This window comes from Streptomyces sp. NPDC051286 (assembly GCF_044455345.1).
GTDB lineage: Bacteria > Actinomycetota > Actinomycetes > Streptomycetales > Streptomycetaceae > Streptomyces.
The window spans coordinates 137038-159106 of sequence record NZ_JBITER010000014.1 but is presented as its reverse complement, the minus strand read 5'-3'; the positions used below and the strand labels follow the sequence as shown (position 1 = coordinate 159106).

Here is a 22069-nt window from a genome sequence, read left to right as displayed (position 1 = left end):
GCCTCACCTGCTGAGGTGGGCACCTTCCCCTTCGGCGAAGTACGCCGAAGGGGTCGTGCCCAGCGCTCGGCGGAACATCGCCGTGAACGCACTGGGTGTCGCGTAGCCGAGGCCGGTGGCGACCGCGGTGACCGGGGTGTTCCGGGCGAGCAGTGTCACCGCATGGACGAGCCGGGCCTGTTGCACCCAGCGGGCCAGGCTCAGACCGGTCGCCGCGGTGAACCTCCGTTGCAGACTCCGCGCGCTCATGTGCGTGTACGCCGCGGCCTCCGCGGTCGTCCACGTCCGGCCCGGCGCCTGTCGGATCGCCTCGCACAGCCCGAGCAGCTGGGGATCGGCGCAGGCCGGCAGATGCAGCGCGGGGACGGGGTGGGGTGCGAGCAGCAGGAGCAGCAGGTCCATGACCTTGCCGTCCCGGCCCTCGCGTTCGTACGCCACGGGGAGCCGGGTCGCCTCGTCGATGAGTTCACGCAGCAGTGGGGAGACCGAGACGACGGTGGGGTCGGCCGGCAGCCGCCAGTTCCGCTGCGGCTCGATGTAGAGGGTGCGCATGGCGACCGCGCCCGCGCAGGTCATCGCATGCGTGAGACCGGCCGGGACCCAGACACCGCGGGTGGCGGGAACCACCCAGGCCCCATGACCGGTGACGACCGTGATGGCGCCGGTCGTGCCGTAGATCAGCTGCGCGCGCCGGTGTTCGTGCGGCGGGATGTGGTGCCCGTCGAGCAGATCGCGCGCCATCGCGGCAACCGGCCTGGGGACATCCTGGTAGTCGTCGCGCTGCTCGCTCTTTCCGTACATTGGCGCACTCTCGACAGATATTGGCACTCCGGCGAAAGTCTGCCAGTGCGGGGTCCGCCTAGCGTCGGCGCATGTGACCCGGAAACTGACTGTCCTGCTTGCCACCACCAGCGCCGTCACGGCGGCGAACGTCTATCTCAACCAGCCGTTGCTGGGAGCCGCAGCCGCCTCGTTCGGCCTGGCGCCCGACGCGCTCGGGACCGTACCCACCGCGACCCAGCTCGGTTACGCGGCAGGCATCCTGCTGCTCGTGCCCGCCGGTGACAGCCATGACCGGCGGCGGCTGATCCTCGGCCTCGGTACGGCATCCGCGCTCGCCCTCGCCGCCTGCGCGCTGTCGACCGGTGCGGCGGCGCTGACCGTGGCGAGCTTCGCCGTCGGGTTGCTCTCCCCGGTTCCGCAGCTCGTCACCCCGCTGGCCGCCGCGTTGGCCGGCAAAGACGGTGTGGCAGCCGGCCGGGGGCGGATCGTCGGCGTCGTGCAGGGCGGGCTGCTGGTCGGTGTGCTCGCCTCCCGTGCCTACGCGGGGGCACTGGCTGAAATGGTCGGCTGGCGGGCCGTGTACGGGTGTTCCTGCGTACTGACCCTGCTGCTGATGCTCGTCCTGCGAAGGAGGCTGCCGTACGTCCCCGTCGTGGGCGGCATCGGCTACCGGGCCGGCCTTGTCTCCCTGCCGGGGCTCTTCGCCACCTATTCGCTGGTCCGCCGGATCACCGTCTCCGGTGCGCTGGCCGGGATCGCGTTCGGCGCGTTCTGGACCGCGCTCACCTTTCTCCTGGAGGCGGAGTACGGTCTCGGGCCGAGCGCGATCGGGCGTCCGGGCCTCGCGGGCGGCGGCCGACAACGGGGGCAGCCACGGTGCGCCGAATCTTTGGTCCGACCACATGGCGTGTGTGACATAGTGGGAGGAAATTCGAGGCAGGGGGTGAACGGTGCCTGTCGAGTGGCAACCCGTACGGCAGTCCCGAACGCATGAGCTCGTGCTCCAGAGCATCGAGGAGCGGGTGTTCGCGGGAGAGCTCAAGGCGGGGGACCGTCTGCCGCCCGAGCGTGAACTCGCACCGGTGCTGGGAGTCAGCCGATCCGCCCTGCGTGAGGCGCTGCGGGTGCTGGAGACGATCGGGGTGCTCGTCGCCCAGCCCGGGCGCGGCCCGGACGCGGGGGCGCGGATCGTACGCAACCCCGACGACGCTCTCGGCCGGTTGCTGCGGCTTCACTTCGCCCTCGGCAGCTACAGCCTGGAGGACGTCCTCGAGGCGCGCGTCGTGCTCGAACGGTCCAGCTTCGAAGCGGCGGCCACCCACGCCTGTGCCGAGGATCTGGATGAGGCGGAGCGCCTGCTCGTACGGATGGGGGAGCCGGATGTCGGAGTCCTTGAGTTCAACGACCTGGACACCCGGTTCCACGTGCAGATCGCCCGCAGCTCCGGCAACGAACTGACCTCCACCCTCACCTCGGCCGTGCGCGAGTCCGTACGTCCGCTGATTCTGCGGGCGCTGGAGGCGGCCGAGGACTGGCCGGCCATGGCGGGCGGGCTCAACGCCCAGCACGCCGAGCTGCTGCGGCTGGTGCGCGCGGGCAAGGGTGCGAAGGCGGCCGATCTGGTCGAGCGGCACATCCGCAGCCTGCACGGCACGCTGGTGGACGAGAAGGAATAGCCCGCAGGGTGTCGGGCGGCGAGTGGGGCGGTGCGCAGGCGCACCGCCCCCCTCGCGCGTGTCCTTCCTGTCCCTTCCGGACCGAGGCTAGTATGGTCCGACCATACAAAGGCCAGAGAATCGATCGGAGAGGCTCCATGCGCATCGGACTCTTCGCCACCTGTCTGGGAGACACGCTCTTCCCCGAGGCGGTGAAATCCACCGCGGTCCTGCTCGCCCGGCTGGGACATGAGGTGGTGTTCCCGCCGGAGCAGACCTGCTGCGGCCAGATGCACGTCAACACCGGCTACCAGCGCGAGCCCGTCCCCCTGGTGCGGAACTTCGCCGAGCAGTTCGGCGACCCGTCCATCGACGCCGTCGTCATGCCCTCGGGATCGTGCGCCGGATCGGTCCGCCACCAGCACGAGATCGTGGCCGAACGGTACGGCGACGCGGCGTTGCGCGCGGGCGTCGCCACGGTCAAGGCCAAGACGTACGAGCTTTCGGAGTTCCTCGTCGACGTCCTGGACGTCACCGAGGTCGGCGCGTACTTCCCGCACCGCGTCACCTACCACCCCACCTGCCACTCCCTGCGGATGCTCCGCGTCGGCGAGAAGCCGCTGAAGCTGCTGCGCGCGGTCGACTCCATCGACCTCGTCGAGCTCCCCGAGGCGGATTCCTGCTGCGGGTTCGGCGGTACCTTCGCCGTGAAGAACGCGGAGACGTCGACCGCGATGCTCCAGGACAAGATGCGCGCCATCGGCACCACGGAAGCGGATGTGTGCACCGCCGGGGACTCGTCCTGCCTGATGCACATCGGCGGCGGACTCTCCCGTATCAAGTCGGGCACGCGCACCCTGCACCTCGCGCAGATCCTCTCCTCCACCCGCACCTCGCCGTACGTCCTGACGGAGGCCGTCCGATGAGCAGCACCTTCCTCGGCATGCCCGCCACCCCGCCCCGCTCCCCGTACGGGACCGGAAATCTGCGAGGCGACCGCACGTTTCCGGCGGCCGCCCACGACGAGCTCCGCAACGAACAACTGCGCCGCAACCTGGGCAGGGCCACCCACACGATCCGCGCCAAGCGCCTGAACGTCACCGGCGAACTTCCCGACTGGGAGCAGTTGCGCGACGCCGGCTCGGCCATCAAGACCGACACCATGAACCGGCTCCCCGAGCTCCTGGAGCAGCTGGAGCAGAAGGTCACCGAGCGCGGCGGCACCGTTCACTGGGCGCGCGACGGCGTCGAGGCCAACGAGATCGTCACCCGGCTCGTCCGGGCGACCGGGTCCACGGAGGTCATCAAGGTCAAGTCGATGGCCACCCAGGAGATCGGTCTCAACGAACACCTGGAATCGGCCGGCATCACCCCGTACGAGACGGACCTCGCCGAGCTCATCGTGCAGCTCGCCCACGACCGACCGTCACACATCCTGGTGCCCGCGATCCACCGCAATCGCGACGAGATCCGGCAGATCTTCCTCAAGGAGATCCCCGGCGTCGACCCGCGGCTCGACAACGTGCCCGCCCATCTCGCCGCCGCGGCCCGCGCCTATCTGCGCGAGAAGTTCATGACGACGAAGGTGGCGGTCTCGGGCGCCAACTTCGGGATCGCCGAGACCGGCACGCTGTCCGTCGTCGAGTCCGAGGGCAACGGCCGGATGTGCCTGACCCTGCCCGACACCCTGATCACCGTCATGGGCATCGAGAAGGTGCTGCCGCGCTATCAGGACCTCGAAGTCTTCCTGCAGTTGCTGCCCCGCTCATCGACCGGGGAGCGGATGAACCCGTACACCTCGATGTGGACGGGTGTGACCCCCGGCGACGGACCGCAGGAGTTCCATCTGGTTCTCCTCGACAACGGAAGGACCGCCGCGCTGGCCGACCGGATCGGACGCGAGGCCCTCAACTGCATCCGCTGCTCGGCCTGTCTCAACGTCTGCCCGGTGTACGAACGGGCCGGCGGTCACGCGTACGGATCGACCTATCCCGGACCGATCGGCGCGGTCCTCACGCCGCAGCTCGCCGGGATGCACGCCGCCAAGGACGACCCCAACAGCTCCCTGCCGTATGCCTCCAGCCTCTGCGGCGCCTGTTTCGACGCCTGCCCCGTCAAGATCGACATCCCGTCACTGCTGGTCGAGCTGCGCCACCAGCACACCGAACAGTCCGGTACGACAGCGGAGAAGCTGGCCATGAAGGCGGCGGCCGGCGTGATGAAGCGGCCGAAACTGTTCACGGCCGCGCAGAAGGCTGCGGGGCTCGGCCGGGTGCTCGGCGGGCGGGACGGGAAGATCTCGCATCTGCCGCCGCCGTTCAGCGGATGGAGCGACAGCCGTGACACCGCGGCGCCGCCGAAGCAGTCCTTCCGGTCGTGGCTGGCGTCGGAGGAGGGTGCCGCGACCATGCGGGCCGCCGCTGACGAGTACGACAGGAACCAGCAGAAGGAGGAGAAGTGACGACCGCTCGCGCCACGGTGCTCGGCCGGGTCCGGGACGCCCTGGCCCTCGCCCCCACCCCGGACACCACCATTCCGCGCGACTACCGGACCGGCCGCACGCTCCCCGACGACGAGCGACTCGCACTCTTCACCGACCGGCTCGTCGACTACAAGGCGCAGGTGCACACCTGCACGGCCACCCGCACCGCCGAGGTGATCGCGGAGGTGCTGGACGGGCTCGGTGCGCGGAGGATCGGGGTGCCCGCCGGGCTCGACGAGCAGTGGCTCTGCGCGTACGACGGTGCTGTCCAGCAGGATTCCGCCGGCATTCCGGCGCCCCGGCTCGACGCGCTGGACGGAGTGGTCACCGCGTCGGCCGTCGGCTGCGCCGAGACCGGCACGATCTTCCTCGACGGCTCGCCCGACCAGGGGCGGCGGGCGCTGTCGCTCGTCCCCGACCTGCATGTGTGTGTCGTCGATCTGTCGGCCGTCGAGGTGGGGGTGCCGGAGGCGGTGGCGCGTTTGGTGCCGGAGCGCCCGACGACGCTGATCAGCGGGCCGTCGGCCACGTCGGACATCGAGCTGGAGCGGGTCGAAGGGGTACACGGTCCGCGCACGCTGGTGGTCGTGATCCGCGTCGACGCGTAGGTCCTGTCCTGCCGATCTTCGTGGGCCCGGAACGCCTGGCACGGCACCTCGCTGGGTTGTCGGAGTCGCCCGAGTACGTCCAGTACGAGGACGATCCTCCGCCTTGCGATGCGCCGCACCAGACGCCCCGGGCTGATCCACGAAGATCGACAGGACAGGACCGAGGAGGCGTGGGGGGGGGGGGGGGGGGGGGGGGCGCGGGGCCGGGGGGGGGGGGCGGGGGGGGGGCCGCACCGCGGCGGGGCCAAGAGCGGGGGAGGCCCCCCCCCCCCCCCCCCGGGGTTCACCCACTATCTGCCCCCGCCCCGCCCGGGGGCGGCGCCCCCCGCCGGGCGGGGGGCCGGCCGGCCGGACCGCACGTTCAGCGGTGCTCGACCGTCAGCGGTTCGAAGCCGATACGGGTCGTCGACCCGTCGTCGGCCCAGCCGACCTCGACCGTGTCGCCGTTCACGTTCACCCCGCTCACGGCCACCGCGAGTGCCGTCGGCTCCGGCTCCGCCGTCAGCGACGCGAGCGACACCAGCAGAACCGTTCCCTCCGCGTCCGCGCCCAGCCTCGGCAGCACCGCCCACCGGGCGTACGCCGTGCCCTGCGGAGCCCGTACCTCGTCCTGGGTCTCCCAGCCGTGCAGGCCGTGCAGGCCGGACCGTACGGAGTCGTCCGGGCCGGTCGCCCAGCCCGTCTGCTCCACCCGTGCCCCGGCCGGGGCGCCCAGCACTCGGTGCACCCGCAGCTCGTACCGGCCGCGGACCACCGTGACGCTCTCCACCCGCATCCCCGGCACCATCGGCGGACCGGAACTGAAGACAGGGCGGTGCCAGGACGCCGCCCAGCCCCAGCCGTCGCCCTCTCCCGCGCCCAGCGGGTGGATGCTGCGACGGCTGCTGCGTACTCCGTCGACGACGACGGCCAAGTGGTTGTCCGCAGCGTTCATCCTCGACGTGGGGCCGGTCACCGTGGAGTACGACCAGCGGCTGTACAGCGGGTCGTCCTGGACACCCGACTCGCCCTCGTGCGGCCGGACATGGTCGCTGCCGTGGTTGTGCAGCCGCACGATGCCGTCCGTCCGGGTGGACTGGATCAGCAGGCCGGGGGCGGGCAGCGCCAGCACGCGGTCGGGGCCCTCGCTGGGCGCGGGCTCCTCGGTCGCCGTCCACAGCGGATGGCCGTCCGGGGCGAGCAGCGCGACGAACGCCTTGGACGCCCAGTACGGCGACGCGGGGCCCGAGTAGTGCTGCAGCGTCGCCTCGTGCGGGCCGTGCCAGCCCAGGCTCAGCAGCCTGTCCGTGCCTGTCGCGCCGCGGTCCAGGAAGTAGCGCAGCGATCCGCTGATCACCCGCCGCGAGGCGCCGGGGGAGAGCGGGGTGTGCCCGGTGACGGCGCCCAGCGCGACCGCTGAACCGGCCGCGAACCGGTAGGTCAGCGAACGCCCGAAGTGGACCGGGGCACCGTCGCCGCCGAACAGCAGCGTGTAGTTGTCCAGGTGCTCGCGCAGCCGGGAGCCGTAGTGCGCGGACAGTTCCGGGTCGCCCGACAGATGCGCGTCCAGCATCGGGTAGAGGTGCAGCGCCCAGCCGTTGTAGTGGTCGAAGGCGCGGTGGTCCCCGTCGGAGTACCAGCCCTGTCCGCGGTACCAGCCCTCCAGCAGGTCCAGCGCCCGTTCCTTCGCCCGCGACGTCTCGGCGTCACCGCGGCCCACCGACTCGAGGAACGCGGCCACGGAGTAGGGGAACAGGTACCAGTTGTTGGGCGAGGGCGTGTGCCGCAGCGCGCCGCGCAGCCACTCCTCGGCGCGGTCCTGCACACCGGCGTCCAGCCGGTCCCACAGCCAGGGACGGGTCAGCCGCAGCCCGATGGCGACCGAGGCGGACTCGACCATCGGCTGGCCCTGCACATGGTGGTCGAGGATCAGCGGCCAGGACTCCAGGTCGTCCCGGCCCGGCGTCCGTGTACCGGCCGTGAGACCGTCCGCGTACCGGTCGAGCCAGCCGTGCGGGTCCTTGCCGTCCGCGCCCGCGACCCGGAACGCGGCGGCGAGGAACGTACGGGCATAGCCCTCCAGACCGTCCGAGCGCACCCCGGAGGCGGATGGCCGCCCCGGCAGGTCGAGCAGGGCGCTGCCGGGGGTGGACCACTGCCAGGCAGCCCGCAGCATCCCGTCCGCCGCCGCCTCCCAGTGCGCCCGGGTGTAGCCGGTGTGCGGGCTCAAGCCGCGTTCTTCGGAGGGGAGTTCAAGAGGAGAGGTCATGCGGGGAATGCCAGCCTTTCGCGTCGTACGAGGTGGGCGAAGCCGTCGCCCGCGGTTCAGCGGTCCATCTCGCCGACCGTCAGGTCGACCAGCCGAGTGCGGCCAGGGCTCCGGGGGTGAGGACGGCGGCCGCGGCGTCCGGCTTCATGGCGACGGCGGTGCGTGGCGTGCGGCGTGCGGCGGGGGTGGTCGGGACGGCAGGGATGGCGCTGGGCATCATGCTCCTGGTCGGGGAGTGGTGCGGACCTGATCCGGCCGGCCCGCTGCTTGACGGAGCCCGCGGTGAGCCCCGACTTCCAGAACCGCTGGAGCAGCGCGCTTCGCACCGGTGCTGATGGCGTTGCTCGTGCTGCCCGACTGCGATGCGCCGTCGCTGCTGCAGGCGTTGAGCGCGCCTGTCAGAGGCAGGGCCGCGATTGTGCCGAGCACGGATCGACACGGCATGGGTGCCTCCCGCGGCTCCTGATTCAAGACACGGGGAATCCTGATCGATTGATCGGTCTGGGTCAATAGATCGCTCAGAAGAAAATGAAAGCGGTCAAACGCTCAATCCTTGACGGGGGATGACATCCTGGGCCGAACCGCGCACCGTCAGCGCGGGCAGCAGCTCCGTTCGGCGCACCGGTCCGGTCGTACCGGCGGGCCCGGTCAGCCGGTGCAGCAGCAGTTCGGCCGCCGCCCGCCCGATCTCCGCTTTCGGCGGCGCCACCGCGGTGAGCGACGTACTGCCAAGGGCCGCGACCACGTCGTCGTACGGCACCACCGAGCAGTCCCGCGGCACTTGGACCGATCATGTCCGTCGCGTACGCGCCACCAGCCCTGCGGCATCATTGCGAGCTCTGCTCGACGACCGCACCCCATGGCATGACGAAACCCTCCTGGACCGGACGGTCCAGGAGGGTTCGAGGCGAAACCTGAGGGGAGCGCGGAAGCCGTCGTGTCAGACGATGTCCGCGGCGATCTCCGCCTGTTCACGGGCGTTCCCGTACGCCGACGGCGTGCTGTAGGAACGGCGCGCGACGAACCACCAGACGGTGGCCAGAACCAGTACGGCGACGAGCGCGACCGACGCGTAGTTCATCGAGTCGATGGTCACCGGCGACGACTGCGGGAGCAGGAACAGTACGGTCACGATGGCCACCCACACCACGGCGATCCAGCCGATCGGCTTGGACCAGCGGCCCAGGTGCCAGGGGCCCCGCTCGAAGCGGTCCCCGGCGCGCAGCTTCAGGAAGATCGGGATCGCGTAGGCGGGCGTGATACCGATGACGTTGATCGCGGTCACCGCACCGTAGGCGGTGGCCGAGTACAGCGACGGCAGCGCCAGCAGTCCGGCGACGGCGACCGACAGCCACACGGCGGGGACGGGCGTCTGGGTGCGGGCGCTCACCTTGCGCCAGAGCGCCGAACCCGGCAGCGCGTTGTCGCGGCTGAACGCGAACACCATCCGGCTCGCGGCGGCGACCTCGGCGTTTCCGCAGAACAGCTGGGCCGCGATCACGATCAGCAGCATGGCGGTGGCGCCCGAGGTGCCGAGCGCGTCGATCAGGATCTGGGCCGGAGGCACACCGGTGGCACTCTCCTGGGTGCCCACGTAGTCCTGGATCGCGAACGTCAGACCGGCGAGCAGCACGAAACCGGCGATCCAGGAGACCCAGATCGCGCGGACGATGCCGCGGGCCGCCGACACCGAGGCGTTCGAGGTCTCCTCCGACAGATGGGCGGAGGCGTCGTAGCCACAGAAGGTGTACTGCGCCAGCAGCAGGCCGATCGCCGCCACATAGAGCGGGTTCTCCCAGCCCGTGTCATTGACGAACTCGGTGAAGACGAACGACGGCGACTGGTGGTGGGAGGGAACGATCGCCAGCACGGCGACGATCACGGCGACGCCGGCCAGGTGCCACCACACGCTGATCGAGTTGAGCACGCTGACCAGACGTACCCCGAAGAGGTTCAGTACGGCGTGCAGCAGCAGGATGCAGAGGAAAATGATCATGGTCTTGCCGGGGGTGGGGGTGAAGCCCCACTGCAGGTTCATCAGCGCGCCGGTGAACAGCGCGGCACCATAGTCGATACCCGCGATCGCACCGAGCAGGCCGAGCAGGTTCAACCAGCCCGTGTACCAGCCCCACTTGCGGCCGCCGAGCCGGTCGGCCATGTAATACAGCGCCCCGGACGTGGGGTACGCGCTGGTGACCTCGGCGAGGGCCATGCCGACGCAGAGGACGAACAGGCCGACACCGGCCCATCCCCACAGCATCACCGACGGGCCGCCGGCCGACATGCCGAAGCCGTACAGGGTCATGCAGCCGGACAGGATCGAGATGACGGAGAAGCTGATGGCGAAGTTGCCGAAGCCGCCCATGCGACGGGCCAGCACCGGCTGGTAGCCGAGTTCGCGCAGCCGCTGCTCCTCGTCCTTCTGGGGAGCGGCCTGCGCTCCCGGCTGGGTCGAGGTGGATATGGACATGAGGGAGGCCTCCGTGAAGGGGAAGGGGAAGGGGAAGGGGAAGGAAAGGGGGTCGGGGACGGTTTGTGGTCGGGGAGAGAACGTGCCGGGGTCAGTCGTGCGGCCCCCGGCCCGGTGCGGGTGCCGCGGCGAGACAGCGGGTCCGGGCGCGGAGATACACGTCCTCGGCGCCCGAAGGGTCGCGGGGGTCGGGGGCGCGACAGGCCCAGGGAAGCGTGGTGTAGTACGGGCCGAGTGCCCGGAACACCGGTGCCGCGTCGGCGAATTGCAGGGCACCCCACAGGGCGTGGGCGAGATGGTTGACGTCGAGCAGGGAGTGCCTGGCCGGATCCGTTCGGTGGAACCAGAGGCGGAGGGCCCGTGTAGCGTCCCGCTCGGCGTCCTCGGTGACCCAGTGGAGATCCAGCGCCTTCTCGTGACCGTGCTCACGGCGGTAGCGCTCGACCCGCACGTACAGCGGAAGAGCGTGGAGCGCGGATCCTTCAGGCGCCGAAGATACCGCCCACTGTGCGAAGTTGACCGCCTCGGAGAGGGTTCCGCCGGCCTGTCGCGCGTACACGAACTGGAGCATCCGGTGGTAGGCCTCGCGGTTGCAGGGATCGCGCCGGTCGGCCTCCGCCAGCAGCCCCCACGGGCCGGGAAAGAGCATGGGCCCTGGTGGATGCAACCGGTGCTCCTGCAGTTCCTGCCGCTCGTCCAACTGGGACAGGGCCAGCAGACACACCCAGGGCACCGGGTCGGCGGGGGTGGTGTGGGCGGCCGACCTACAGGCATCCCAGGCCTCCCGCCACAACTCCTGTGCCCGGCGATGCCCCTCGCGGTGGGCGCGCATGGCACGCTCCACCACGACCCGTGCGTGCATCACGGCAACCGCGGCACTCCGGGGTTCCTCGGCCCGCCAGGCCTGCACCGCGTCGGAGCCTGCGGCGACGGCGCCGAGCACCTGGGTGCGCTGGGTCCACAGCGTCCAGTCCTGGGTGCTTTCCAGCAGATTCCGCATGGATACCCAGCGGCCGGTGCGCAGGTCCTGTAACGCCGCACGTAATTCGTTGTCGTGCCCGGCCGGGTGATAGACCGGCCGGAAATCACTGGTCGCCATGGAATCGCCCCGCCCCCGTGCACGGCAGTGTATCCGGGCATAAGCCGATGGCCCGGGACGTGCGATGTCGGCGCACGCGGGATGGTGTTGGTCTCATCAATCCTCAAGGACGGGGTGAAGCGGCTGTTGAAAGATGAACTGCGGGAAGCGTCGTCCGGTTGTTGCTCGGCGGTGAGTGTAGAGCGCGCTTCGTCGATCTCTCGGCCGATTCGCGGATCTTACTCAAGTCTTTTGAGATGGAAGGATGTTGACCATCATTTGGCCATTCCGCAAGGTGTGGAATGCAGGCGCTTGACGTCCGCGGTGGTCTGCACCAGTCTGTGCGTGAGAAACCGTTGATCACGATTCCGTTCAAGCCGCAGAACTTCCGCACAGCAGGAGTGTCGATGACAGGCCCGGTGCTCGCCGTGGACCAGGGCACGTCCGGCACCAAGGCGCTGGTGGTCTGCCCGGAACGCGGTGTGATCGGTTCCGGTGCGGCCCCGGTGCGGCCTCGATACGGGCCCGGGGGAGTGGTCGAGGCCGACCCCGCCGAGCTGTTCGGATCAGTCGTCGAAGCCGGCCGGCAGGCGGTGCGCGAGGCAGGTGAATCGGTGGTCGCCGTCGGGCTCGCGAACCAGGGCGAGACCGTGCTCGCCTGGGACCCGGCAACCGGCAAGCCGCTCACCGACGCAATCGTCTGGCAGGACCGCCGGGCCGAAGCGGTCTGCAGCGAACTCGCCGGACATGACGACGAGTTGAGACAACTCACCGGGCTTCCGCTTGACCCGTACTTCGCCGCCCCGAAGATGGCCTGGATCCGCCGTGAGTTGACCCGCGAGGGTGTCGTCACCACCAGCGACTCCTGGCTGGTCCACCGGCTGACCGGGGCGTTCGTCACGGATGCCGCGACCGCCGGCCGTACCCAGCTGCTCGACCTGGACCGAGTCGGCTGGTCACCCGCGGCTCTGGACATTTTCGGCCTCTCCGGCGAACAGCTCCCCACTGTCGTCGACGCCGCCGGCCCGGTCGGTACGACGACAGTGTTCGGCGGCGAACTCCCCCTGACCGGACTGCTCGTCGACCAACAGGCCGCCCTGCTCGCCCAGGGCGCCCTGCAGGCCGGCACCGCCAAATGCACCTACGGCACCGGCGCCTTCCTGCTCGCCCAGACCGGGCCCACGCCCCGCCGCGGCTCCACCGGACTGGTCAGCTGTGTCGCCTGGCGGCTCGGCGGCCGTGCCAGCTACTGCCTCGACGGGCAGGTCTACACCGCCGCGTCCGCCGTCCGCTGGCTCACCGACCTCGGAGTGATCTCCGGTGCCGCTGAGCTCGACCCCGTCGGCGCGGGCGTCCCCGACTCCGGCGGTGTCACCTTCGTACCGGCGCTCGCCGGACTCGCCGCACCGTGGTGGCGCAGCGATCTGCGCGGCTCGGTGACAGGACTCGGACTGGACACCACCTCCGGCCACCTGGTACGCGCCCTGTGCGAGGGCATCGCCGCCCAGGTCGTCGAACTCGCCGACGCCGTCGCCACCGATCTCGGCGAACCGCTGACCTCGCTCCGTGTGGACGGCGGCCTGACCCGCTCCGCGCTCCTCATGCAGACCCAGGCCGACCTGCTGCAACGGCCGGTCGAGGTGTCCGCGCTGCCGGACGTCACCGCACTCGGGGCCGGGGCCGTCGCCCGCCTCGGCGTCGACCCCAAGCTGTCGCTCCAGCAGGCCGTACCCGCGTGGGAGCCGGCCGCCGCGTACGAACCCAGGATCGGTGCGGACGAGGCCGCCGAACGCCTCGCCCGATTCCGCACCGCAGTGGAGACCCTGCTGGACCGCGCATGACACCGCCGGTCACCACGGCCGGAGACCTGGTCCACAGCCTGCCCGACGGCGGCGTACGACGTCACCGTCATCGGCGCAGGGGCCGTCGGCACCGCCCTCGCCCGTGAGCCGGCCCGCTACCCGATCCGTACCGCCCTCGATGCTCGACCCCGACGGCGCCCGGCCGCTCCACGGCCGCTTCATCCTGCGCACCGCCCGGCGACTGGCCCGCCCGCACCTCGTCGTCGGACAGGACGGACACGTACTCCACCGGCAGCGACTGCTGCCCGCCGAACCGCACCGGCCGTTCCGGCTGCGCGCCGACCGGGTCGACCGCGTCGATCCGCACGGCGGAACCGTGCGGATCACAGCAGTCTGAACCGGCGGGACGTCAGGGGATCAGCAGCCAGTCCGAACCGATCGCCGCCACCAGACCGACGGTCAGCAGCCAACTCCCCAAGCGCGTACGGCCGTTCCGGCTGAGCTCGATCACGATCCCGCACAGGATCAGCGCCAGCCCGTACACCCCGACGACCAGAACGGACGACCGGCTCGCGATCCGCAGCGCCAGCACGACCGCCATCGCCGCCATGCCGACCGAGGAGAGCACGACCCGCAACCGTCTGGCCTGACGCGGCGTCAATCTGCGGTCCCCGGCCCCCGCCCCCTCGACCTCGGCGGCGGTCTCGGCCCCGGCGTCGGTCTCTGTGCCGTTCGTGTCGCTGTCGGGGGCGGCTATCGGGGTGTCCACGGACTGGTCCTGGTCAGAAGTGCTCATGACGCGGGATGGTAATAGTTTCGCGGCGCCGTGTTCACCGCTCCTCCCGACGGTTGCCGAAAACGAACGCCGCCATCCGGCTCATCCACCCTCCCGTCGCAGCCGGGGCGACTCCTCGGCCGCGTCCACCGTCCGCCCGCCGCCCGTCTCCACCCGCCCGGCCAGCTCCTCCGCCCAGCCGGTCAGCGCATCGATCCCGATCCCGTGCGCCGACGCGTCCCCGTACGCCGAGAGGGCCGCCGCGCCCCGACGCAACAGCCGCGCCCCACCCGTCGCATTGCCGCGCGCGGCGTGCGTCAGCCCCACCGCCAGCTGCGCGAGCCCGCGCCACAACTCCCGTTCCGCCTCCGGACCCGACTTCCACGCGTCCTCGAACACCTCGTGCGCGTGGAACGGCATCCCCGCGTCCAGCAGCCGCTGGGCCTCCCGCAGCGTCTCCTCGGGGGAGCGCACCACACCCTCCGGCTGCCGCGCCACCCCCGGAACCCCGTACGGCAGGGGGCGCCCCAGCCCGTCACGGGGGCGCGCACTGCGCGCCCGGCCCTCGGCATCGCGGTCCCTGCGAGTCTCGTCCACCCCTCGATTGTGCCCCGCACCTGCGGCGAGCTGTCCGAACCACTGTCCGTGGGCCGCCGCGCACGACTAGTGTCGGCAGTAATCCGTACCACTAGGGGAGGGTAGGCATGAAGCCGTCCCGGCCGCTGTATGAGCGCGAACCGGAACTCGCTGCCGCCGCACACGCCGTGGACGCCCTTTGCGGCGCCCAGGCAGTCGGCGGGCTGCTGATCTTCAGCGGTGAGGCAGGCATCGGCAAGACAGCTCTGCTCACCGAGATCCAGGCCATGGCCGCGGACCGCTGCACCGTCTGGTCCGCACGCGGCGGCGAGACGGTCACATCCGTGCCGTTCCACGTCGTACGCCAACTCCTGCAGCCCGCGCTCGACCAGTTTCCGCCCGACGAGGTACGCGAGCTTTTCGGCGCGTGGTTCGAGATCACCGCACCCGCCCTCGGACTTGCCGAGCCCAGCGGTCCGCAGCCCGACCCGCAGGGCGTGCGCGACGGACTCGACCACGTCGTGTCGCAGCTCGCCTCCCGGCTGAGCCACCGTCCGCCGCTGCTGATCATCGACGACGCGCACTGGGCGGACGGCGAATCCCTTGCCTGGCTCGCCTCGTTCACCGCACGCCTCGGTGAACTGCCCGTCCTCGTCGTCCAGGCGCACCGCCCGGAGGAACTGGCGGCGCGCGAGGGGGGCGGCGGCAGCCACCCCGCCCAGGCCCGGGTCGCGCTGCGCGCGCTCACCCCCGAGGCCACCGCGGAACTGGTCCGGGCCATTCTCGGCAATCACGCCGACGACCCGTTCTGCCGCGAGGTGTGGGCCGTCACCGGCGGCAACCCGTACGAGGCGGTCGAACTCGTCGCCAAGGTGCAGGACCACGAACTGGCACCCCTGGACGAGTCGGCCGGGCTGCTGCGCGAACTCGGCGCCTCGGCCCGCGGCAGCGGACTCGTCGCCCGGCTCGAACGGCTCGGCACCAACGCCAACCGGTTCGCCTGGGCCGCCGCCGTCCTCGGCACCGAGATTTCCCAGGACCTCGCCGCCACCCTCGCCGGAATGAGCCCCGCGGAGGCCGCCGACTGCACCGCGCGGCTGCGCGGCGCCCGTATCGTCAGCGGCTTCGACCCACTGGAGTTCGTCCACCCGCTGATCGCCACCGCCGTGTACCGCTCCATCCCGCCGGCCACTCGCACCGCCATGCACGGCCGCGCCGCCTGGGCGATCACCCGTGCCGGACTCGGCGCCGCCGCGGCCTCCCGCCATCTCCTGGAAGTCCACCCGGACGACGACCAGGAACTGGTCGAGCAGCTCCGCGAGGCGGCCGGCCAGCATCTCGCGGTCGGTGCCCCCGAAGCCGCCCGCCGCTGCCTGGAACGCGCCCTGCAGGAACCGCCATGCCACCAGATGCGGGCCACGCTGCTGTACGAGCTGGGCTGCGCGACGCTACTCAGCTCCCCTCCCACCACCGTCCAGCATCTGCGGGCCGCCCTCGATCTGCCCGGACTCGCCGACGAGGTGCGCGTCGACGCCACCTTCCGGCTCGCCGCCGCCCTCTCCCACAACAACCAGCTGAAGGAAGCGGCACTGGCTCTCGCCGCCGAGACCGGGCGCACCGCCCCCGGACCGGGCCGGATGCGGCTCCAGGCCGCGCACTTCATGTGGGAGGGCATGCAGGCCGCCGAGGACGACGGCCCCGGCCGCTCCCGAAGGCTCGCCGCCAACGCCGACCACCTCACCGGCCGCGACAACGCCGAACGCGCCCTGCTCACGCTCCGCGCCTTCGACGCCATGCTCCGGGGCGAGGACTCCCAGCTCGTCGTCGATCTCTGCGAACGCGCCCTGGTCGACGGTCGCCCGGCCCGCGGTCTCGGGTGGACCGACACCGAATGGGGCTTCGAGTTCCCCACCACGGTAGGGATCACCTATGCCTTCACCGACCAGCTCGACCGGGCCGAGGCACTGTTCAGCGAGGCCGTCCGAGCTTTCGAGATCTCCGGCTGGAGCGGCGCGCACCTCGCCTTCGCCCACACCCTCCTCGGTCTCGTCCACCGGCGTCGCGGCAGGCTGGCCGAGGCAGAGGGCTTCCTGCGCGAAGGACTGCGGCTCGCCGACCGTGTGGGCAGCGGCCTGCCCGTCAACTGGATCGCCGCCTGCCTGCTCATCGACACGCTGCTGGCCCGGGGCAGGGTCGCCGAGGCCCGCACGATTGCTGACCGGTACAACTTCGGGATGCCCTATCCCAGCGCGATGGTCATGCCGGACGCACCGTGCGTTCGTGGCCGTCTCCTGCTTGCCGAAGGCCGTACGAAGGAAGCCGTCGCCGAACTCGAAGCGGCCGGCCAGGCTCTTGAACCGCGCGGCCGGTTCAACGGCATCTGGGCTCCATGGGCGGGCGACCTCGCCCGCGCCCTGGCCGAGGAGGACCCGGGCCGCGCAGCCCAGCTCGCCGCCTCGGCCCGGGTGCACGGCGAACGCTTCGGCACGGACACCGCAATCGGCGAGGCCCTGCGCTGCGTCGCCCTGTTCGCCCGCCCCGAGGAAGCCCGCCATCTGCTGGCCGACGCGGTCCGGCACCTGGAGGCGTCCCCGTCCGCGTACGAACACGCTCTGGCCCGTGTCGACTACGGCATCGCCATCCGCTCCACGCGCGAGCTCGCCCGGGCCCAGAAACTGGCCACGGCGTGCGGCGCCGAAGCACTCGCGACCCGCGCCCATCAGGCACGGACGTCGATCTGGTCCGCGGAGTGAGGTAATGTTTGTCCTGCGAGGCCGCCCGGGAACACCGGGAGGGAATCGCATCGGGACGTGGCGCAGCTTGGTAGCGCACTTGACTGGGGGTCAAGGGGTCGCAGGTTCAAATCCTGTCGTCCCGACGTGAGTCGGAAAGGCCGTTGGCCGGGTTAACGCCCAGGTCAGCGGCCTTTTGTGTGACGCCACGTCAGAACCGGGGGAATTGGTTCGCATACTGGCCGGGACCAGTTGGGGACCAGGCTGCCCATTCTGAGGCCATACCCTTTCCCAAATGCCCGATTTGCCCGAATTTTCAATCACCCTCAGTGACTGAGATCGGATCGTAATAAACGATGATTTTCGGCCACGTTTTCGCGTGAATCCAGCCGGGTGCGGCGAGAGTTGGCCACAGGTGATGGCTGCACAGATGGCGGGCTTGTGTCCGGATCGACACCTTTATCGTTTCGTGGACCTGACGGCGCCCCAGCTGAGGCCCTCAGTTCCCTGTGCCTGCGGGGCCGGCGGAGACCACCCATCCGTGCCGCTGGCCCTCGACGTGTCCGACCGCGAGGCGGTGTTCGCCGCCGTAGCTGCGGCGCACGAGGCGTTCGGCCGACTCGACGTCGTCGTCAACAACGCCGGCTACGGCCTGTTCGGCGCGATCGAAGAGGTCGGCACGGAGCAGTTCCGGCAGCAGCTGGAGGTCAGTGTCCTCGGTCCCTTCCACGTGACCCAGGCAGTCCTGCCGGTCCTGCGCGAGCAGGGCCACGGGCACATCACCCAGATCTCCTCCATCGGCGGCGTGGTTGCCTTCCCCCTGCTCGGCACCTAGGGCGTGTTTCGAAAGGAGCGTCGTCCGCCCGTAGGGCGGGCTTGGCGGCGTCTGGTGCGTGCGATCGCAAGGCGGAGGGTCACCCCGATGCCGGGCGTATCGGGGTGAGCCCGACAACGCGGCGAGCGTGCGTGCCAGGCGTCGCCAGGCAGGCGGGACTTTCGAAACACGCCCTAGCACGCCTCCAAGTGGGCACTCGAAGCCTTCAGTGAATCCCTCGCCCGGGAGGTCGCCGGCTTCGGCGTCAAGGTGACCCTGGTCGAACCCGGCGTCTACGGGACCGATCGGAGCGGCCCCAGCGCCGTCTGGGCCCAGGGGCAGCCGCAGTACAACCCAGCTCGCAAGGCGATGACCGCAGCCGCGGCCGGCTCCACCCGCAGCAATCCCGCCCACGTGGGAGCCGCAATCCTCGTCCTCGCCGACAGCGACGAGCCGCCTTGAAGGGCCTGAGAGACAGGCCGGTCGGGCCGCCTCGGTCAGGACACGACACCCACGTGCGCCAGCGCCTGCTTCAGCAGCACCCCGTGCCCGCCCGGCATCTCGTTCTGCACGGCCTCCGAGGCCGCCTCCTGCGGGCTGAACCACACCAGGTCCAGGGCGTCCTGCCGGGGCCGGCAGTCACCGGTCACCGGGACGACGTAGGCGAGGGACACCGCGTGCTGGCGCGGGTCGTGGTACGGCGTGACGCCCACCGTCGGGAAGTACTCGGCGACCGTGAACGGCTGAAGCGAGGCGGGCACCCGGGGGAGGGCCACCGGGCCGAGGTCCTTCTCCAGGTGGCGCACCAGGGCGTCGCGGACCCGCTCGTGGTGCAGGACGCGGCCGGATACCAGCGTCCGGCTGACCGTTCCGTCCGGGCCGATGCGCAACAGCAGTCCGATGCTGGTGACTTCGCCGCTGTCGTCCACGCGCACGGGCACGGCCTCGACGTACAGGATCGGCATGCGCGCCCTGGCCATTTCCAGGTCGTCCGTGGTCAGCCAGCCGGGCGTGGTTTCGATCATGTCAGACATTGCTTGATCATACTTTCCGGGTGGGGCGCCCGCTGGGGTCGCGGGCCGGTTCGGTTTCGGGCAGTCCGTACAGTCGGCGGGCGTTGTCGCGGCTCGTCCAGGCTGCGATACGCAGGGCGTCGGGCAAGCTCAACTCGTCAGTGTCGAGCCGGGCTTGGAGTATCGAGGTCAGCCCCTGCCGGAAGGAGAGCGCGCCCAGGTGGTGGAACTCGGCCACACCGTAGGCGTCGGAGCTGTACAGCAGTTTGCGGAACGGGGTGATCTCCAGTGCCTCCTCCAGGATCGCCCGGGAGCGGGCCGGACCCGCGTAGTGCAGGGCGAGTCCGACGTCAAGGTGGACCTGCTCGAATACCGTTGCCAGATAGGCGGCTTGGCGCTGATAGGGCCAGCAGTGCAGCAGCAGGACCGGGATCGTGCCGACCGTGAGGTGCAGCCAGTCGGTCAGCAGGGACGGGTCGGCGCGGTGAAGGCGTACGTCGAAGTCGCCGAATCCGGTGTGCAGTTGGAGCGGCAGCCCGAGGTCGACGGCCGTCCACAGCAGGTGTCGTACGAGGGCCGGGTCGGTCAGGCGGCCGCCGTGCGCGAGCCACTGGCCGGCCGCGGACGTCACCTCGGCGTCAGTGGGGCGTGCCGGGTCCAGGGAGAAGCCGGTGCGGTAGGCCGCCACCGACTTCACCGCCACCACGCCGGGCCGTCGTACGGCCTGTTCGGCGGCCGCCCGGAACGCCTCCGCGTAGGCGCCCGCCTCCACACCCCGCGCGGCCACCGCCTCCGCCACCTGTTCCAGGCGTACGACTTCGTAGGCGGTGGCGCCCGCGGCCTCGGCCAGCTCGGCGGGGGAGGTGACGGGGTGCGGGGCGTAGCCGGTGTCCACGCAGAACACCTCGGCGCCGGCGGCGGTCAGGAAGCGGCGGTTGACCTCGCGCCAGCCGAGCGCCGAGCGCCGGGCCAGGTAGTCGGCCGGGGAGGCGTGCCGGGGGAGGTCCAGCAGGGGCGCGCAGTGCCGGCGTACGGCCACGCCAACCGGGCTGTCGAACGGGGAGACGCCCGGCCATGCCTCGCCCTCGGTGATCAGCGACTCGAACTCCCCGGGGGTGAGGTCCGAGGTCACGGCGCCGTGGCAGTGGTGGTCCACGAGCGGCTGCGCGGCGAGTGCCTCGTGGAGCGGGCCTGGTCGGGTCATCGTCAGTACGTCCAGCGGTAGGCCGCCGCCACCCGCGCGTCGTCCAGGCCCTCGACGACCGCCGTCTCACCGAGCCGTACGGCGGTCACCGCGTCCGCCAGGACCGGGCCCAGCGCGTCCCACAGCACCTGGTCGGCGCGGAACTCCTCGACGGCCTGCGGCAGCGACTCCGGCAGCCGCCGCACCCCGAGGGCGGCCGCTTCGTCCGGCTCGTACCGGGCCGGGTCCCCGGTGATCTCCCCGGACAGGGGGCGGCCGGCCGTGATGCCGTCGAGGCCGGCGGCGATGACACAGCCGAGGGCGAGGTACGGGTTGGCGGCCAGGTCGACCGGCTTGACCTCCAGGTTGGCGTCCTGGTCCTGGCGGCCCGCCGTGCCGGTGACAACCCGCAGCGCGGCCTCGCGGGTCTCGCGGCCCCAGGCGGTGAACACCCCTGCCCACTGGGAGGGTTTGAGCCGCAGATAGCTCGCCGGGCTCGGCGCGGTCACCGCCGTCAGCGCGGGCAGATGCGCGAGCACTCCGGCCAGGAACGACTCCGCCTCGGCCGTCATGCCGTACCGGCCCTCGCCGCCCGCGTGCAGGTTCGCCCCACCGCGCCAGCAGGACAGATGGAGATGGCCGCCGTTGCCGACGCCTTCGGCGAGGACCGCCGGGGCGAACGACACGCGCAGGCCGTGCCGCGCGGCCACCGCCCGGATCGTCTGCCGCACCAGCACGCTCCGGTCGGCGGCCGCCACCGGGTCCAGCGTGCCCACAGAGATCTCGAACTGCCCGGCCGCGTACTCGGGATGGATCTGGTCCACCTCCACGCCCTGCGCCGCGAACGCCGCCAGCAGATCGGCCGTGCAGTCGCTCAACTCGACCTGCCGGACGGCGCCGTACGCCGGACCGGTCACGGCCGGCACGAACTCGCCGTCCGGCGCGGAGGCCAGGCCCACCGCCCACTCGACCTCCACGGCCGCCTTGAAGGCGAGGCCGTGCCGCGCGGCGGCGTCCGCGACGATCCGGCGCAGAAAGGTGCGGGAGCATCCCGGGTGCCGGGCGCCCTCCTGGGTGATCCGGTCCACGGGCGCCCACGCCCAGCCGGGCTGCCCGGCCAGGACGGTCAGCTGGTCGAGGTCGGGATAGAGGCGCAGGTCGCCGTCGGGGGAGCCGAGGACGTCGGTGGTGACGATGGAGTCGTGGGCGAGGAACGTGTCGAAGACCGGTGACATGCCGATCCCCCAGGTCACGGCCGACTCCAGCCGCGCCGTCGGGATCGTCTTCACTCTGGAGACGCCCGCGGTGTCCACGTACGCGAGCACGATCCCGCGCACGCCCCGCGCGGCCAGGTTCGCGGTGAGCTCGGCGACCCGCCGCAGGTCACCGGGGCGGCCGCCGGGCACGGGATCGGCAAGGGTGGTCATACGTCCTCCTCGACGGCTCGGCTCCCGCGTGGTCGGGAACGGACCCGGGCCCCTGTGGTGTCGGGGTCAGCGTTTCACGGCCACTACGCCGAACTGCGGTATCACGGCGGCCGAGTCGAACGCGGCGCGCCACCGCGAGCACGGCACGGGACCCGGCTCGACCAGGTCGAGGCCGTCGAGGAAACCGGCGATCTCCGCACGGGAGCGGGCGGTGATCGGCGGGGGCACGTGCGCGTTCCAGAACTCCATCGCGGCGATGCTGCCCTCGCCGCCCAGACCGGCGTCGCCCAGGACTGCGCCAGGGACGTGACGTCCGCGGTAATCCAGCCGTCCGCGGTGCACGCTGCGTTCCCTTCGTCCCGGTGGACGTCGCGTACTCCGTTCCCCGGGTCGGCTGCGCCGTCCAGCGGCTCGGGGTGGTGG

At 71.3% G+C, this 22069-nt stretch carries 21 protein-coding genes, 1 tRNA gene and 1 pseudogene; 11 read left to right on the top strand and 12 right to left on the bottom strand.

The features are described from left to right. Positions 1-3: 3 nt before the first annotated feature. Positions 4-801 carry a helix-turn-helix domain-containing protein gene (locus ACIBB8_RS17030; RefSeq protein ID WP_398952790.1) on the bottom strand — a complete coding sequence of 266 codons (798 nt, stop codon included), beginning with the start codon at positions 799-801 and terminating at the stop codon, positions 4-6. A gap of 73 nt (positions 802-874) precedes the next feature. Here ACIBB8_RS17030 and ACIBB8_RS17025 point away from each other — a divergent pair, with 73 nt between their 5' ends. From ACIBB8_RS17025 to ACIBB8_RS17005, 5 genes are all read left to right on the top strand, one after another. Continuing rightward, complete coding sequence (locus tag ACIBB8_RS17025) at positions 875-1777, top strand: MFS transporter (protein ID WP_398952788.1); 903 nt, start codon at positions 875-877, stop codon at positions 1775-1777. After that, positions 1734-2459, top strand: coding sequence for a FadR/GntR family transcriptional regulator (locus ACIBB8_RS17020; protein ID WP_398952786.1), 726 nt, complete (start codon positions 1734-1736; stop codon positions 2457-2459). The genes ACIBB8_RS17025 and ACIBB8_RS17020 overlap by 44 nt, the downstream gene beginning before the upstream one ends. Positions 2460-2596: 137 nt before the next feature. Then, on the top strand, positions 2597-3364 hold the full coding sequence (locus tag ACIBB8_RS17015; RefSeq protein ID WP_398952784.1) for a (Fe-S)-binding protein: 768 nt from the start codon (positions 2597-2599) through the stop codon (positions 3362-3364). After that, on the top strand, positions 3361-4899 hold the full coding sequence (locus tag ACIBB8_RS17010) for a LutB/LldF family L-lactate oxidation iron-sulfur protein (protein WP_398952782.1): 1539 nt from the start codon (positions 3361-3363) through the stop codon (positions 4897-4899). Before ACIBB8_RS17015 ends, ACIBB8_RS17010 begins: the two co-directional genes overlap by 4 nt. Next, the gene (locus tag ACIBB8_RS17005; RefSeq protein WP_398952780.1) at positions 4896-5528 is read left to right on the top strand and encodes a lactate utilization protein C; all 633 of its coding nucleotides are present in this window, start codon (positions 4896-4898) and stop codon (positions 5526-5528) included. The genes ACIBB8_RS17010 and ACIBB8_RS17005 overlap by 4 nt, the downstream gene beginning before the upstream one ends. Before the next feature lie 361 nt (positions 5529-5889). Here the strand turns inward: ACIBB8_RS17005 and ACIBB8_RS17000 are convergent, their stop codons facing one another. The 5 genes and pseudogenes from ACIBB8_RS17000 to ACIBB8_RS16980 form a co-directional block, all read right to left on the bottom strand. Further along, on the bottom strand, positions 5890-7776 hold the full coding sequence (locus ACIBB8_RS17000) for a DUF2264 domain-containing protein (protein WP_398952778.1): 1887 nt from the start codon (positions 7774-7776) through the stop codon (positions 5890-5892). A gap of 79 nt (positions 7777-7855) precedes the next feature. Then, a complete protein-coding gene (locus tag ACIBB8_RS16995) occupies positions 7856-7993 on the bottom strand; it encodes a hypothetical protein (RefSeq protein ID WP_398952776.1) in 138 nt (45 codons plus the stop codon). Between the two features lie 321 nt (positions 7994-8314). Further along, positions 8315-8563 (bottom strand): annotated as a pseudogene (locus tag ACIBB8_RS16990) (substrate-binding domain-containing protein); the annotation flags it as partial. A gap of 153 nt (positions 8564-8716) precedes the next feature. Further along, a complete protein-coding gene (locus ACIBB8_RS16985; RefSeq protein WP_398952774.1) occupies positions 8717-10246 on the bottom strand; it encodes an amino acid permease in 1530 nt (509 codons plus the stop codon). 91 nt (positions 10247-10337) lie between these two features. After that, entirely contained in the window at positions 10338-11345 is a 1008-nt protein-coding gene (locus ACIBB8_RS16980; protein ID WP_398952772.1) for a hypothetical protein, read from the bottom strand. A 386-nt stretch (positions 11346-11731) separates the two neighbouring features. On the opposite strand from ACIBB8_RS16980, the gene ACIBB8_RS16975 reads away from it, so the two are divergent. Beyond that, entirely contained in the window at positions 11732-13165 is a 1434-nt protein-coding gene (locus tag ACIBB8_RS16975; protein WP_398952770.1) for an FGGY family carbohydrate kinase, read from the top strand. A 103-nt stretch (positions 13166-13268) separates the two neighbouring features. Continuing rightward, positions 13269-13523: a hypothetical protein gene (locus tag ACIBB8_RS16970; protein ID WP_398952768.1), complete on the top strand. Its 255-nt coding sequence runs from the start codon at positions 13269-13271 to the stop codon at positions 13521-13523. 12 nt (positions 13524-13535) lie between these two features. Here the strand turns inward: ACIBB8_RS16970 and ACIBB8_RS16965 are convergent, their stop codons facing one another. Further along, positions 13536-13922, bottom strand: a complete 387-nt coding sequence (locus ACIBB8_RS16965) for a hypothetical protein (protein ID WP_398952766.1) — start codon at positions 13920-13922, stop codon at positions 13536-13538. Between the two features lie 81 nt (positions 13923-14003). Continuing rightward, positions 14004-14498, bottom strand: coding sequence for a DUF309 domain-containing protein (locus tag ACIBB8_RS16960; protein WP_398952764.1), 495 nt, complete (start codon positions 14496-14498; stop codon positions 14004-14006). A gap of 107 nt (positions 14499-14605) precedes the next feature. Here ACIBB8_RS16960 and ACIBB8_RS16955 point away from each other — a divergent pair, with 107 nt between their 5' ends. From ACIBB8_RS16955 to ACIBB8_RS16940, 4 genes are all read left to right on the top strand, one after another. Beyond that, on the top strand, positions 14606-17230 hold the full coding sequence (locus ACIBB8_RS16955) for an ATP-binding protein (RefSeq protein WP_398952762.1): 2625 nt from the start codon (positions 14606-14608) through the stop codon (positions 17228-17230). 51 nt (positions 17231-17281) lie between these two features. Continuing rightward, positions 17282-17355, top strand: a tRNA-Pro gene (locus ACIBB8_RS16950). 395 nt (positions 17356-17750) lie between these two features. Then, on the top strand, positions 17751-18044 hold the full coding sequence (locus ACIBB8_RS16945) for an SDR family NAD(P)-dependent oxidoreductase (protein WP_398952760.1): 294 nt from the start codon (positions 17751-17753) through the stop codon (positions 18042-18044). Positions 18045-18293: 249 nt separating this feature from the next. Beyond that, positions 18294-18485, top strand: coding sequence for a hypothetical protein (locus ACIBB8_RS16940; protein ID WP_398952758.1), 192 nt, complete (start codon positions 18294-18296; stop codon positions 18483-18485). 35 nt (positions 18486-18520) lie between these two features. Here the strand turns inward: ACIBB8_RS16940 and ACIBB8_RS16935 are convergent, their stop codons facing one another. From ACIBB8_RS16935 to ACIBB8_RS16920, 4 genes are all read right to left on the bottom strand, one after another. Continuing rightward, positions 18521-19048, bottom strand: coding sequence for an NUDIX hydrolase family protein (locus ACIBB8_RS16935; protein ID WP_398952827.1), 528 nt, complete (start codon positions 19046-19048; stop codon positions 18521-18523). A gap of 16 nt (positions 19049-19064) precedes the next feature. Then, positions 19065-20240 carry an amidohydrolase family protein gene (locus tag ACIBB8_RS16930; RefSeq protein ID WP_398952756.1) on the bottom strand — a complete coding sequence of 392 codons (1176 nt, stop codon included), beginning with the start codon at positions 20238-20240 and terminating at the stop codon, positions 19065-19067. Between the two features lie 2 nt (positions 20241-20242). Next, positions 20243-21646, bottom strand: coding sequence for a glutamine synthetase family protein (locus ACIBB8_RS16925; RefSeq protein WP_398952754.1), 1404 nt, complete (start codon positions 21644-21646; stop codon positions 20243-20245). Between the two features lie 66 nt (positions 21647-21712). Further along, positions 21713-21988 carry an SAM-dependent methyltransferase gene (locus tag ACIBB8_RS16920; RefSeq protein ID WP_398952752.1) on the bottom strand — a complete coding sequence of 92 codons (276 nt, stop codon included), beginning with the start codon at positions 21986-21988 and terminating at the stop codon, positions 21713-21715. Positions 21989-22069 lie beyond the last annotated feature (81 nt).

Bases quoted from the DNA above. Each gene is read 5' to 3' on its own strand.
- ACIBB8_RS17030 (WP_398952790.1), bottom strand. From the start codon at position 801: ATGTACGGAAAGAGCGAGCAGCGCGACGACTACCAGGATGTCCCCAGG.
- ACIBB8_RS17015 (WP_398952784.1), top strand. From the start codon at position 2,597: ATGCGCATCGGACTCTTCGCCACCTGTCTGGGAGACACGCTCTTCCCC.
- ACIBB8_RS17010 (WP_398952782.1), top strand. From the start codon at position 3,361: ATGAGCAGCACCTTCCTCGGCATGCCCGCCACCCCGCCCCGCTCCCCG.
- ACIBB8_RS17000 (WP_398952778.1), bottom strand. From the start codon at position 7,776: ATGACCTCTCCTCTTGAACTCCCCTCCGAAGAACGCGGCTTGAGCCCG.
- ACIBB8_RS16995 (WP_398952776.1), bottom strand. From the start codon at position 7,993: ATGCCCAGCGCCATCCCTGCCGTCCCGACCACCCCCGCCGCACGCCGC.
- ACIBB8_RS16985 (WP_398952774.1), bottom strand. From the start codon at position 10,246: ATGTCCATATCCACCTCGACCCAGCCGGGAGCGCAGGCCGCTCCCCAG.
- ACIBB8_RS16980 (WP_398952772.1), bottom strand. From the start codon at position 11,345: ATGGCGACCAGTGATTTCCGGCCGGTCTATCACCCGGCCGGGCACGAC.
- ACIBB8_RS16975 (WP_398952770.1), top strand. From the start codon at position 11,732: ATGACAGGCCCGGTGCTCGCCGTGGACCAGGGCACGTCCGGCACCAAG.
- ACIBB8_RS16965 (WP_398952766.1), bottom strand. From the start codon at position 13,922: ATGAGCACTTCTGACCAGGACCAGTCCGTGGACACCCCGATAGCCGCC.
- ACIBB8_RS16955 (WP_398952762.1), top strand. From the start codon at position 14,606: ATGAAGCCGTCCCGGCCGCTGTATGAGCGCGAACCGGAACTCGCTGCC.
- ACIBB8_RS16935 (WP_398952827.1), bottom strand. From the start codon at position 19,048: ATGATCGAAACCACGCCCGGCTGGCTGACCACGGACGACCTGGAAATG.
- ACIBB8_RS16930 (WP_398952756.1), bottom strand. From the start codon at position 20,240: ATGACCCGACCAGGCCCGCTCCACGAGGCACTCGCCGCGCAGCCGCTC.
- ACIBB8_RS16925 (WP_398952754.1), bottom strand. From the start codon at position 21,646: ATGACCACCCTTGCCGATCCCGTGCCCGGCGGCCGCCCCGGTGACCTG.